The following is a 13,770-nucleotide window of genomic DNA, read 5'->3' as shown; positions in this document are numbered from 1 at the left end:
GGGCAAGCAAGCGCAGAAAATCCGGTCCGCTATACCGGGAATTGGGTGCTCGACGCGTCGATTTCACAACGCGGAACGGCGCAGTCGCGATGCGGAATTTGGCTGTTGTGCCGGCGCGAAGCGGGGGCGATATGCGGCGGGAGACGGCACCGCCTCAGCGTGGCACAGCAGCGTCCGTAATTCCCCGGACCACGGCTCGTCTCGTTGGTCAGGTGTTTACTCTGACTCGCGACATGTCGGCGGCCCTAACCATCACTTAGGTGTCCGGTGTGCAGTGTTTCCAGCCAAAGTGAAGGGGGCGGCCCCCGGGGCCTCAAGGATCGTGCAGTCGACCATCGGACGGACATTCGCGGCGTTGAGTGCCACCAACGAAGCGATCCTTTACGCGAAATCGCCCGAGGAGCTGTACGGAAAGGTCTGCGAAGCCGCGTTTTCCGGTGGCGACTTCCTTGCCGTCACCGTGTTTCTGCTGGAGCCCGATACCGGCCGCTTGAAATTCGCGGCGGGCTTCGGTGACGACGTCGCTCGGCTGCGCAGCATCGATATTTCCATCATCAGCAACACGCCGGAAGGCGAAGGCGTTGCCGGGCGCGCGTTCCGCGACCAGGCGGCCTGTGTCAGCAACGACTACATCAACGATCCCCGTTCGGCGGCCTGGCGCAGCGGCGCGGCTAGAAGCGGCGTTGGTGCCGCGGCAGCGATGCCGCTGGTCTGCAATGGCGCCAGCGTCGGCGTCTTCATGGTGACGCGGCGCGAGCCGCATTCGCTCGGCGAGGAGGTCGTGGCGCTGCTGGAGCGCATGGCGGCCAACGTGTCCTTCGCGCTGGACAATTTCAACCATGAGGCCTCGCGCAAGAGCGGCGAGCGCGCGATGCGCCGGCTCAACCGCATGTTCGGGGCGATCAGCGCGACCAACGAGGCCATCCTCCGCGCCAAGACCGAGCATGACCTCTACCAGCGGGTTTGCGATGCCGCCGTGTTCAGCGGAAAATCCTTCGCCACCGTGGTGCTGCTGGCCGAGCCCGACACGCATTGGCTCGAGCCCGTGGCCGGTACCGGCGAGGTCCTCGATCTGATCACACAGACGCGCTTCTCGACCGATCCGTACAATGTCTACGGCAAGGGCATCTGCGGCGAAGCATTCCGCACCCAGCGGCCCTGCATCGAGCGCGACATTCCGAAATCGGCAAACCCGTCGCAGGCTCAGGTCCGCGGCAGCGGCCTGATGGCCTGCGTCGCGCTGCCGTTGACCCGGTTCGGCGCGAGCATCGGCGTTCTGATCTTCTTCATCGGCAATTCCTGGGCGGCGGACGACGAGATCATCGCGCTGCTCGAAGGGATCGCGGAGAACGTGTCGGTTGCGCTGGATACATTTGGCCGTGCCACCGAAAAGGCCAGGGCCGATGCCGAGCGGGAGCGACTGTCCCGAATGTTCGCCGCGCTCAGCGCGACCAACGAGGCGATCATGCGCGCCAGATCGCGGCTCGAAATGTTCGAGTTGGTCTGTGCCGCGGCAGCGCATGGCGGCGGCTTCAACTCGACCAGCATCCTGATGGCGAAGCCCGGCGACGACTTCCTGGAGATGATGGCGGTCGCAGGGCCTACGGCCGAGAATGCGCGCCGCCTCACCGTCGCGCGCAACGAAGCGCTGCCGGAAGGGCGCGGCGTCTGCGGCCGCGCGTTTCGTACGCGGCAGGCCTGCATCAACAACGACTTCCTGGGCGACTTGGCCAACAGCGCATTCCGCGAGGTCATCGACCGCGAGGACGCCCGCTCGGGGGCGGCATTTCCGCTTGTCGTCAACGAGCAACCGGTCGGCGTGATGCTGTTCATCTCGGCCAAGCGCAACACATTCTCGCCGGAATTCGCCGAACTCTTGCAGCGGCTCGCCGACAATGTTTCGTTTGCGCTCGGCAGCTTCGATCGCGCCGACGAGAAGGCGCGGACCGAGGAGCAGAAGGCCCGACTGACGCGGATGTTCGCCACGCTGAGCGCAACCAACGAGGCGATCATGCGGGCGAAATCCCGCCGCGAATTGTTCGAGCTGGTCTGCGATGCGGCGGCGGTCGGCGACCAGTTCGTCTCGACCACGATCAGGCTGGTGCGGCCGGGCGCGCCCTTCCTGGAAAGCGTCGCGGCCTCGGGGCCCGACCGCGTGCGCGCCGGGCAGGTTCAGTTGTCGGCCGACGCTTCGCGTCCGGAAGGACAGACCCTGACCGGTGTTGCGATCCGCACCCGCAGGCCGTGCATCAGCAACGACTATCTCAGCGACTTCGGAACCGAGTCGCATCTCTACCAGGTCATTCGCGACAGCGGCAGCAAATCCGGCGCGGCCCTGCCGCTGCTCAAGGACGGCGAGGCGATCGGCGCGCTGGTGTTTCTGTCCGCCGAGCTCGGCACCTTCAGCCCGGAGATGATGGCGCTGTTGCAGCGAATGGCCGAGAACGTATCGTTTGCGCTCGACAATTTCGACCGGGTCGACGAGAAGGCCCGGGCCGATGAGCAGCGGGAGCGGCTGTCGCGCATGTTCGCGGCGCTGAGCGCGACCAACGAGGCGATCATGCGGGCGAAGTCCCGCGGCGAGCTGCATCGGCTGGTGTGCGAGGCGGCCGCGACCGGCGGCAAGTTCACCTCCACCACCATCGCGCTGGTGCGGCCGGGCAGCGACTATCTCGAGATTGTCGCGACCGCGGGACCGGCCGCCGAGGGCGCACAACAGGTGACGCTCTCGACCAACGAGGCGCATCCGGAAGGGCGCGGCACCTGTGGCAGGGCTTTCCGGTCGCGCAAGCCCAGCATCATCAACGACTATTGCGCGGAGACGGACACGGCTGCGTTCCATGAACGAGCCCGTCTCGACGGAACGAAATCCAGCGCCTCGTTTCCGCTGATCGTCAACGGCGAGGCGGTCGGCGTCATGATCTTCGTCGCGAGCGAGAAGGACACCTTCACGCCGGAATTCGCCGAGCTCCTGCAGCGGCTCGCCGACAATCTGGCATTTGCGCTCGAAGGCTTTGACCGCGCCGACGAGAAGAACAAGGCCGACGAGCGCATCGAGTATCTCGCTTCGCATGACAGCCTCACCAACCTGCCCAACCGCGAGACGTTCAACGAGCTGCTGCATCAGGCGATCTTGGCGGCGGACCGCCACCGGCGGCAGTTTGCGGTCCTGTTCATCGACCTCGACCGCTTCAAGGTGATCAATGACTCGCTCGGTCACGACGCCGGCGATACGCTGCTGGTGGCAATCTCGGAGCGGTTGCGCGGATCCCTGCGGGCGAGCGACGTGGTAGCGCGGCTCGGCGGCGACGAATTCGTCGTCATCCTCGAGGAAGCCGCCGAACGTCACGACGTGGAGCGCATAGCCGGCGACCTCCTGGCGGCGCTCAGCCAGCCGGTGCAGCTCAGCGGACATGAGTGCCACACCACGGCCTCGATCGGGATCGCGATGTACCCGGCCGACGGCGACGATGTGCAGACACTGACCAAGAATGCCGATATGGCGATGTATCTCGCCAAGGAGGACGGCAAGAACGGCTTCCGCTTCTTCTCGAACGAGATCAAGGCGCAGTCGATCGAGCGCCTGACGATGGAGAGCGCGCTGCGCCGCGCGCTGGAGCGCGATCAGTTCTCGTTGGACTATCAGCCCAAGGTCGACATGGCGAGCGGGCAGATCAGTGGCGTGGAAGCGCTGTTGCGCTGGGCGCATCCCGAACTCGGCCGAGTCGCGCCGGGGCAGTTCATTCCGCTCGCCGAGGAGATCGGGCTGATCGTGCCGATCGGCCGCTGGGTGCTCAAGCAGGCTTGCGCACAGAATATGGCGTGGCAGCGCCACGGTCTCAGGCCGGTGACCATGGCGGTCAACCTCTCGCCGCGGCAGTTCACCGATCCGCATCTGCTCAACGATATCGACGAGGCGCTCGCTGCGAGCGGCATGCCGCCGGCGCTGCTGCAACTCGAGGTCACCGAAAGCATGGTGATGCGCAACGTCTCGCGGGCGATCCACGTGCTCGACGCGATCCAGAGCCGCGGCATTCGCCTTGCGATCGACGATTTCGGCACCGGCTATTCGTCGATGTCGCTGATGAAGCAGTTCCCGATCGACACCATCAAGATCGATCGCTCCTTCGTGCGCGACCTGCCGGACGATTCCGAGGACGTGGCGATCGCGCAGGCCATCATCAGCATGGGCAAGGCGCTCGGCATGACCATCGTCGCCGAAGGGGTCGAGACCGCCGAACAGCAGGAATTCCTGCGGGCGCATTCCTGCGACGAGATGCAAGGCTTCCTGTTCTCCAGGCCGCTGTCGCCACGCGATCTCGCCGAGTTGCTGGAATCCTCGCCGGTACCGGACTCGCCGCCGCTGCAACCTGCGCTGGCCTGCGAGGCCATGACCGACGGCGAAGCAGAGCCAGGGCGGGCGGTGCAGCGGCAGTGAACGCAGCGGCACACGCCTGCCCCGGTTGCGACAACAAGCCATTGCACAACGCAGATGCAGCATGAGATACAGCATTTACGCCGCGCGCCGCGATGCTAGGTTGCGCGCCAACCAAAACAAACGGGAGGACGTCTCTGATGAAGTATTTGCCTGCACTTGCGACCGGTCTTTTGGTCGCCGCCGCCGCGCTGCAATTCTCCACCACCGCGTCGGGCCAGAGCGACGGCTGGGTCACGCTGCTCGACAGCTCCAAGAAGGGCGATTGGGACGAGGTCGGCAAGGCCAACTGGACGATGAAGGATGGCGCGCTGGTGGCCGACAAGCTCGATGGCAAGGAGCTCGCCTATCTCGTCACCAAGACGCCTTACAAGGATTTCCAGATCAGGGCGGAGTTCTGGGTCGATGAGGACGCCAACAGCGGCATCTTCATCCGCTGCCAGACCAACAAGGCCGTCGACGGCAAGAGTTGCTACGAGGTCAACATCTTCGACAAGCGGCCGGATCCGACCTATGGCACCGGTGCCATCGTCGATGTCGCCAAGGTCGATCCGATGCCGAAGGCCGCGGGCAAATGGAATGTCTATGAGATCACGGCGCAGGGGCCGCACTTCGTGGTGACGCTCAACGGCCAGAAGACGGTCGATGCGCAGGACTCCAAGCATGCGAGCGGCTATGTCGCGCTCCAGTACGGCTCGGGCGTGGTCAAGTTCCGCAAGGTGCAGATCAAGCCGCTCTGATGCTCGTCCTTGGAAGTGTATTGGCCCGGTCGTGATTGCCGGCCGGGCCCGTGCTCCTTCGGCCGCGTGTTGCGGCACAATCGATCCTAAGCGGAATAAGTTTGAGTTGAACCCACTCGCGGCGGCTTCGGTTTACCCCTCCCCGTCGGGGAGAGGTCGGATTGCATCGTCAGATGCAATCCGGGTGAGGGCCCTGCGCTCTCGATGGACCGTAACCCCTCACCCGATTTGCTGCGCAAATCGACCTCTCCCAAGGGAGAGGGGACCTCCGCCGCTATTTCAGATCATCCCATCATGGTCTAGGCGTTCCGGCCGCCGCCTTCCGTGCGCAGGTGATGGCCGATCACAAGCCCGGTCAAGCACAGCAACAGCCCGAGCGCCGGCGGCGCGAACAGGGCCTCCTCCTGAAAGATGCCGTTGGCCAGCACGACCATCGTGCCGAAGCCGGCGAGCCCCTGAATGAGAATTCCGGAGGACGCGTAGAGGCGCCAGGCCTTGAGCGCCACCGCCATGAAGAAGCCGAGCGGCACCAGGGAGGCGATGCCCATCTGATAGAGCAACACGCCGACGGCGCTTTCCGCTGCGCCCTCGATACTGCCGGCCTGTTGCGCAGCGCTCCAGTCGATCGAGAAGTAACCTTCGGACAGATTGCCGCCGACGCCGAGCCCGCGGCCGATCGGGTTCTGCAAGAAGCCGTTCCAGCCACCCATGAAGCCGATCACGTGAAAGTCGCCGATCTGTAGCCCGACATGGATGGCCACGATGGCGTACAGCATCAGCGCAACGAGTGCGCCGGCGAGGGTGACGATAGGGCCGAGCAGCCAGGTCGAGGTCCAGGCCAGCGCCACGAAGACGACCACGATCAGCGCGCCCTTCACGCTGCAGAAGATCAGCAGCGGCACCGCGGCCAGGGCCAGCCAGCGGTATCCGACCGCGAACAGGAACAGGATCGAGAAGCCGACGCCGTAAGCGAAGCTGATCGGGCTCATGTTCGGTCCGAAGATGCGCAGCAGCTTCGACAGTCCGAGATCCTCCAGCAGCGGGGTGTTGAAGAAGTTGAAGCGGAAGCGGTCCAGCAGGTCCACCGGGACATTGCCGGTGGCCCGCATCTCCGCTTCCCAGGCGCCGGTGCGGGAGGCCTTGAGCTCGTCGAAGCCCCAGAACGTGTAGCCGTTGGTGATGTGGAGCCAGAAATCACGGAACAGAAGCTCCGTATATCCGCAGACGATCAACAGCGCAGCAACCGCGACCAGGAAGGGCGTGACGCGGATTTCGAACGTTGCGGCGGTCAGCAGCGATAGCTGGAAAAGAAATATCGGCAACGCAATGTTGCGCAGATAGACCAGCGCCGCGCGCGAGTCCTGCGCGGCGCCGAGCAGGAAATAGGCGATCACCGTCGCCAGCGTGATCAGGCCCCATTTCATGATCCGGTCGACGTCCGCAGAACGGCTTCGCTCACGCAGCGCATACAGCGCCAGCGTGACCAGCCACATCATCGCGCAAACCAGGAAGTTGTAGCCCTTGACGAATTCCATCTCCGACTCCGTCGTCATGTAGGACGACAGGATCGAGACGAAGAGGTTCTGGAAGAAGATGATGAAGACCGCGATCGAAGGCGCGTAGGCGGGGGCCACGAGAACGATCGCGCAGCCGATCAGGCTCTCGACGACGATCGCGATCCCGGCGTTGGCCGCTTGCAGGATCGGGGCGAATGCGATCGATGCCACGGCGATGCCGAGCGCCGGAACGAGATCGCCGGCCATCAGCGGCCGCGGGGCTATGTCTGCTCGCACGAGCGCTGACCTAAAATGATCCGAGATGTGGCGCGCCACACCCGCGTGGTCGATCTATCCGCTGATTGTGTAAGAATCGGTTAACCAAGCAGCCTAAAGCGGGATGAGTTTGGGTTGAATCTACTCGCGGCGGCTTCGGTCGACCTCTCCCAAGGGAGAGGTGACCTCCGCCGCAGTTTCAGATCAAGCTAATCCCATCATGCTTTAGTTCGCTCCGAACAGCGCCTTCAGCACATCGGGATCGGCCCTGCCCGAGATGGCATCGGCCAAGCCAAAGCCCTGCATCATTTCCCAGTGAGTCCAGCCCCAGCAGTGCTGCCGGGCATAGGCCGTGACCCCGGCGAGCCAGCGCAGCCGGCTGTCGCGCGGGGCTCCGGCCTTGAGCACACCGAACTCGTTGATGATGAGCGGGCGTGAATAGTGCTGCTGCCAGGCGGCAGCGGGCGCGAGCCATGTGTCGATGCCGCGGTCGGGGATGGCTCTGTCCAGCATCGCCAGCGCCTTGTGCTGGTTCAAAGCGGCGAGTTGCTCGCGCAATTGCTGAACCTGCGGATCGTCGGCGCGCATCGGATAGGGCAGGCCGGTGATGTCGTGAAGCGGCTCGGCCGGATCCCAATGGGCCTGATGGGTGAAGACCATCGGGTCATAGAAGTGAATGGCATAGACGACGTTCGGATCGTCGAGCGGCTTGAAGTCCGGCAACGCGTCCGCGCGCTGCCAGTTGACCGGGCCGGTGATCAGCGTGGTTCGCGGCAGCAGGCGCCGGACGAACCGGGCCAGCTCTTCGGCCTCACTCTGCCACTGCGCGGCGTCGACCTCTGGCTCGTTCAGCAGCTCGGCGAAAACCCGATCGGCCGGATAGCGCTGGATGACTTGCGCGAGCCCGGTCCAGGCGGCCTTCATCTCGGTCATTGCAGCGGAAGGATCGGCCTTATGCAGCGCATTGAATTGCGCGCCGGAATGCAGGTCGACCGATACCGCATAGCCGAGCGCGAGCAGGGTCTTGAGCGCGGCATCGACCGTGCGCAGGCGCCGGTCGCGATCCGCGTTCGAGGCAAACCGCGGCATGACATCGTCGGCGGGCACCGGCAGGCGGATGTGAGTCATGCCAGCCTTGCGCAATTGGAGCAGCAGGCCGCGGGGCGGCGCCGATCGCGGATCAGTGATCCAGCCGTCGGCACTGACGCCACGTGACAGCGCTCTGATCCGATCGGCGGGAACGCCTTCGAGCAAGGTAGGACACGCTTGCGCGGCGATGGACAAGATCATGGCCGCGGCGGCCGTGATGGCGAGGATCGACCGCCGGGCCATCGTGCGATCAGCTCGCAATGGCTGCTGCGGAAACGCGAAGCGCGGCGGCCTGGTTGATCACCACGCCGATCGCGGCCGATGTTCGCTTCGAAAGCGACGCGATGGCGCCATCGACGGCCGCTCCGTCGCTAATGTCGTCGCGCTCGACCAGCACGATCAAGTCGGCATGGACGGCCAGCGAGGCCACCTCTGGCTGCTCGGCAAGCGAGGGCGCGTCGACCACGATCAGGGCGAACTCGGTGCGGATATCCTCGTCCTCCTGCATCGAGTCGCGGCCGGCGCCAAGCAGCAACCCGACCGAGTGCAGCGCTGCACGCGCGGCACGTGCGCCGGTCGGAGCGGTGCTTTGCACCGTCACGTCGGCGCTACGCGTCAGACCCGTATCACTCTGAACCTGAATCAGCGCGCTCAACAGTCCGTTGTTGACGGCATTCAGGTTCAGTGAGCGTGCGATCACTTCGGCACCGGTGCCCGCTTGGCGCGAGGTCACAAGGACGACCTTGCCATGCCGCCCGGGCAGCGCGGCAACCCGTTCGAGCAATTGCTGCATATGCGGGCGGAGGTCGGCCTCAGTGGGACCACTAATCGGCGTCTGCCAGATCGTCATTCGGCCGTCCCGCGGCGCGGCGGCCGGAATGCGAGCCCAGACCGGCAGGTTCTGCGGCACCACGCGTGCCGCTGCTGTGGGTTCCGCGGCTGGCGGCTCAGGTGCTCTTTGCAGCGGCGAGGTCTTCCGCGCGTCCAGCATGGCAACCGCAGCCGTCGCTGTCAGTGTCGAGGCGACGCCGATTGCGACGAGCAGGAGGGCGAGCGGCGGGCGGGTCGGGCGGGTCGGCGGGCTTGCAGCCGAGACGATCTTGGTCTGCGAGCTCTGCAGCAGCCGCTGCTCGTTGGTCGTCTTGTAGCGCGCCAGGAACTGCTCGTAGATGTTCTTGTTGGCGTCGGCGCTCCGTTGCAGCTCCTGCAGCTTGACCTGGGACTGCGCATCCGTCAGGGCCTTCGCTTCCGCGGCTTTGAGCTGGCCTTCGAGCGTTTTCTGCTGCTCCTGCAGCGTCTCATATTCCGATTTCGCGGTGGCGATGTTGCGTTGCCGCTCGATCTCGATCTGCTTGTTCAGTTCGGCGAGCTGGCCGAGCGCGATGACGAGCTCGGGATGTCTGTCGCCCAGCACCGCGCGCTTCTGTGCGATCTGGTCGTTGAGCGCAGCACGCTGGGCGCGGAGCGCGGTGAGCAGGTCCTGCTTGACCGGGGCTTCGACATTGGACTTCAGATCGCGCTGCGTCTGCTCGTAGCGGGTCTTCGCTTCCTCAGTCTTCAGTCGTGCCGCGGACACCTGCTGGTTCAGCTCGACGATCCGGAGTTGCTGGGTCGTGCCTTCCTTGCCGGCATCGACGATCACGTGGTCGCGCTTGAATTGCGCCACCGCATCCTCGGACGCACGCAGGCGATCGCTCAGCGATTTGAGGCGATCGCCGAGCCAGTCGGCGGCATCATCGGTCGCGATCGTGCGATCCTTGGCCTGACTGGCGACGAACGCCTCGGCGATCGCGTTGGCATAGCGCGCGGACTTCTCCGGCGAGCCGGAAACGAATGTCATGGCGATGACGTAGGTCAAGCCACGGCGCGAGATGTCGAGGTGCTTGCGAAACCGATCGAGGATGCGGGCTGGGTCGGTCTCCGAACCTGCGATCTCGGGATCGTTCCGGATATTGAGCTGCTCGATCACGAGCCGCAGGAAGCCATCGGACTTTGCGATCTCAATCAGGCTTTGCAGCGCAGCGGCATCCTGGCCAATGCCCGGCAGGACGTCCTGGTCGTTGGTGACACGTTGCTCACGCGGATCGACGACAACGAGTGCAGTTGCGGCATAGTGCAGCGGGAGCATCATCAAGATGCCGACGCCCGCCGCGAACAGGGCAAGCGACAGCAGCGCAACGCGCAGCCCGTTGCTGCGAAAGAATGCGATAACGCCGGGAAGCGTGAGTCTGGCTCTGAGAAGTTCAGTCTGCTCGCCGCCACGTCGCGACGACGGCGTATGGCGAGGCGCTTCCCATGAGGTTGCGGCTCCCACGTGGTCGGTAGCCGACCGGGTTACTTGGTTACGATTCGTCATACGCGTTGAACTTGACCCGGCCAGCAGCACGTGTCGGCCCAGTCCAACGTAAATGTTCATAGTTAACCCGTGGTTACGCGGACAGGATGCGATCTGGGGCGCGGCACCGTTCTGGTCTTTATTGAGTGCCGCCAGTCATCCCGGAACGGGACATCGGATGACGACCGCGGTTGAAATATCCGGTGTGGACCGCGCCGGCACTAGATCGTTCTGACCACTCCCGGCTGGCCCGGCGCGCATTCGAGCGCGTCGCGGTTCCAGTTGGCATTGATGGCCGCGGCCTCGTAGCTCGATTGCAGGAAATCGAGCAAGGCCCTGTCAGGGTCGGAAGCGGCGCGCACGGCATCGTAGGGCAGCACGAACTCGCCGAGCGCCTCGCTGAAGAACGCGGCCTCGGGGCGAACCTGCGTGCTGCGATATCCCGCGGGCTCCGGATAGGCGTAGGAATAGAACGCCGGATAGTCGATCGCGCCGCCGCCCGGCCAGAAGCCGGCGCTGCTGACTTCGTGCGAATAGGCTTCGTGCGCCACCGCGTCGGGCAAATGCGGCACACCGCCGGGATGTTGCGGCGCCGCCCGGCCGGAGAAGCGCGTGACGGCGAGATCGAAGCTGCCCCAGAAGAAATGCACCGGGCTTGCCTTGCCGAGAAACGCCGTGCGGAATTGCTTGAACACGCGATCGCAGTTCACAAGGATCTGGTGAAAGCGGCGCACGGCGTCCGCGTCGTAGGACGCATGCTGCGTGTCTTGCGAGAACCTGACAGGGTCGGGCAGTTCGTTTGGCATCTCGTCGATGGTCACGTCGATGCCGAGGTCCTGCAAGTTGGCCATGATTGTGGTGTAGAAGCTCGCGACCGATTGCCCGGCCAGCGCGAATTGTCGCGCGGGGCCGTCGCTGGTCGACATCAGGAGGACGTGATCGATGAAGTCGAAGTCGATCTCGAACGTCCGGTCGCCGTCCGGGATCGGCGAGGTCGTCAGCCCGCGCGGCGTGACATAGAGCGTGACGTGCCAGGAATGGTTGAGCCAGGGTGATTTCACCAGCCGGATCTTGCCGACGATCTGGGTCCAGAGCTGAAGCGTGGCGGCGGTGTCGCGCCATGCCGCGATCGGCAGTTCCGGCCAACGGGACTTCGGAGCGTGGTTCATGCCAAACCTCTCAAGCTGCCGGACAGTAGCTCAAGCCTAGCACGAAACCGATCCTTCCGGCTGCTCGCAGGGGTGGTTCCGCTGAGTGGAAGGGAATGCGTTGTCGAGGTTGAAAGCGCTGGTGTTGGCCGCGCCATTTGCCTATGACTGCCGCATCTCAGATGTTTGGAATTGAAGAGATGTTCGAACAGCTCGACATTGCGCCGCCCGACAAGATCCTCGCCCTGATCGACCTCTACCGGGCCGACACGCGCGCCAACAAAGTTGATCTCGGCGTCGGCGTCTACAAGGACCGCGACGGCAAGACGCCGGTCATGCGCGCCGTGCGGAAGGCGGAAGAGCGCTTGCTGCGCGCGCAGGACACCAAGACTTATCTGGGTCTGGCCGGCGACGTGGCTTTCAACGGCGCGATGTCCAGGCTGGTGTTCGGCAACGCTGTGGAGACGTCGCGGGTTCGGGTCGCGCAGGCGCCGGGTGGCTCGGGCGCCCTGCGGCTGCTCGCCGAGCTGCTTCGCCGGACCAGGCCGGACGGCACCATCTGGGTCTCGCGTCCGACCTGGCCCAACCATGTGCCGACCATGCGCGGCGCCGGACTGCAAATCGCCGAGTATGAGTATTTCGATGCGGCAAGCGGAACGGTCAATTTCGAAGGCATGCTCGCCGATCTCGCCAAGGCCAAGGCAGGCGACATCGTTCTGCTGCATGGATGCTGCCATAACCCGACCGGCGCGAACCTGACGATTGCGCAGTGGCAACGGGTTGCCGCGCTGCTGGCCGAACGAGGCCTGCTGCCTTTCATCGATATCGCCTATCAAGGGTTCGGCGACGGGCTCGAGGCGGACGCGGAAGGCCTTCGCATCGTTGCCGCCAACGTACCGGAGATGGTCGCGGCGTCGAGCTGCTCGAAGAACTTCGCGGTCTATCGCGACCGGGTCGGCGCCGCGATGGTGCTGGCCAGGAATGCGGCGCAGGCCGACATCGCCATGAGTCACATGCTCGCCGCCGCCCGCGCGCTCTATTCCATGCCGCCCGATCATGGCGCTGCGGCGGTCCGCATTGTGCTGGAGGATCCGGAGCTGCGTTCCGACTGGCAGGCCGAGCTCGAAGAGATGCGTCAGCGCATGCTTCGGCTGCGCGTCGCCTTTGCCGACGCGCTCCGCCGTCAATCCAACTCCGATCGCTTCGACTTCATTGCCGAGCATCGCGGCATGTTCTCTCGTCTCGGCTTGACGGGGGAGCAGATTGATCGGCTGCGCAGCGAGCACGCGGTCTACATGGTCGGCGACAGCCGCATCAACGTGGCTGGCCTGCCCGAGGACCGGCTGGATGACCTGGCCAAGGCAATCGTATCGGTGCTCTAAGCGAACCCTCGACCACGCGCTACCCGAGAGCGCGATCATTGATCGCGCTCTCGAGCAAGATGAGTTAGGATGGACTCAGCCCGACCGCAAAGGCGGTCCGCCACCTCTCCCAAGGGAGAGGTGAATCTCCGTTGCCAACCTCATCCCATCACGTTTTAGAGCGGCAATTGCGGGAAGAATTACCGCTTGTCTTGCATCAGCCATGTAGCTTGTTGGCCGTTTCAGCGATCACGCGTCCCTGATAGCGCGCGCCGGCGAGCTCGTTCTCGCTCGGCTGGCGGCTACCGTCGCCGCCGGTGATCGTGGTCGCGCCGTAGGGCGCGCCGCCGGTGATCTCGTCGAGCTTCATCTGGCCGGCGAAGCCGTAGTTGAGGCCGACGACGGTCATGCCGAAATGCAGGAGGTTGGTGATGATCGAGAACAGCGTGGTCTCTTGGCCGCCGTGCTGGGTCGCGCTCGAAGTGAAGGCGCCGCCGACCTTGCCGTGCAGCGCGCCCTTGGCCCACAGGCCGCCGGCCTGGTCGAGGAAGTTCGCCATCTGCGACGACATCCGGCCGAAGCGGGTGCCGGTGCCGACGATGATTGCGTCGTAATTGGCGAGGTCGTCGATCTTCGCGATCGGCGCGACCTGGTCGAGCTTGTAATGCGAGGCCTTTGCGACCTCGGCCGGCACCAATTCGGGCACGCGCTTGATGTCGACGGTGGCGCCGGCCTCGCGTGCGCCTTGCGCGACCGCATTCGCCATCGCTTCGATGTGACCGTAAGCGGAATAATAGAGCACGAGAACCTTGGCCATGGTGGCCTCCTTTGGGTTTGCAGAAGGTTGATGTTTCGGGGAGAGCATGCGCGGACCTTCGTCCGCGCATGTG

General features: G+C 64.7%; 8 protein-coding genes. 3 read left to right on the top strand and 5 right to left on the bottom strand.

Features of this window, described 5'->3' with window-relative positions; genetic code table 11:
* Window positions 1-322: 322 nt before the first annotated feature.
* Both P6U30_RS32160 and P6U30_RS32155 read left to right on the top strand, forming a co-directional pair.
* Window positions 323-4,438: a GAF domain-containing protein gene (locus P6U30_RS32160; RefSeq protein ID WP_407166760.1), complete on the top strand. Its 4,116-nt coding sequence runs from the start codon at window positions 323-325 to the stop codon at window positions 4,436-4,438.
* Window positions 4,439-4,575: 137 nt separating this feature from the next.
* The gene (locus P6U30_RS32155; RefSeq protein WP_407166759.1) at window positions 4,576-5,175 is read left to right on the top strand and encodes a DUF1080 domain-containing protein; all 600 of its coding nucleotides are present in this window, start codon (window positions 4,576-4,578) and stop codon (window positions 5,173-5,175) included.
* A gap of 299 nt (window positions 5,176-5,474) precedes the next feature.
* On the opposite strand, the gene P6U30_RS32150 is transcribed toward P6U30_RS32155, so the two are convergent.
* The 4 genes from P6U30_RS32150 to P6U30_RS32135 form a co-directional block, all read right to left on the bottom strand.
* Window positions 5,475-6,938 carry a hypothetical protein gene (locus P6U30_RS32150; protein WP_407166758.1) on the bottom strand — a complete coding sequence of 488 codons (1,464 nt, stop codon included), beginning with the start codon at window positions 6,936-6,938 and terminating at the stop codon, window positions 5,475-5,477.
* A gap of 234 nt (window positions 6,939-7,172) precedes the next feature.
* On the bottom strand, window positions 7,173-8,237 hold the full coding sequence (locus P6U30_RS32145; protein ID WP_407170592.1) for a glycoside hydrolase family 5 protein: 1,065 nt from the start codon (window positions 8,235-8,237) through the stop codon (window positions 7,173-7,175).
* A 49-nt stretch (window positions 8,238-8,286) separates the two neighbouring features.
* Window positions 8,287-10,392, bottom strand: a complete 2,106-nt coding sequence (locus P6U30_RS32140; RefSeq protein WP_407166757.1) for a GumC family protein — start codon at window positions 10,390-10,392, stop codon at window positions 8,287-8,289.
* A 200-nt stretch (window positions 10,393-10,592) separates the two neighbouring features.
* On the bottom strand, window positions 10,593-11,540 hold the full coding sequence (locus tag P6U30_RS32135; RefSeq protein WP_407166756.1) for a DUF5996 family protein: 948 nt from the start codon (window positions 11,538-11,540) through the stop codon (window positions 10,593-10,595).
* A gap of 179 nt (window positions 11,541-11,719) precedes the next feature.
* On the opposite strand from P6U30_RS32135, the gene P6U30_RS32130 reads away from it, so the two are divergent.
* On the top strand, window positions 11,720-12,901 hold the full coding sequence (locus tag P6U30_RS32130; protein WP_407166755.1) for an aromatic amino acid transaminase: 1,182 nt from the start codon (window positions 11,720-11,722) through the stop codon (window positions 12,899-12,901).
* A 196-nt stretch (window positions 12,902-13,097) separates the two neighbouring features.
* Here P6U30_RS32130 and wrbA read toward each other — a convergent pair whose 3' ends face one another.
* A complete protein-coding gene (gene wrbA, locus P6U30_RS32125; protein WP_407148499.1) occupies window positions 13,098-13,697 on the bottom strand; it encodes an NAD(P)H:quinone oxidoreductase in 600 nt (199 codons plus the stop codon).
* Window positions 13,698-13,770 lie beyond the last annotated feature (73 nt).

Source organism: Bradyrhizobium sp. ORS 111 (assembly GCF_045571485.1).
Lineage (GTDB): Bacteria > Pseudomonadota > Alphaproteobacteria > Rhizobiales > Xanthobacteraceae > Bradyrhizobium.
Note: the sequence above shows the minus strand (reverse complement) of the source record. Positions and strands in the feature narration are given on the sequence as shown.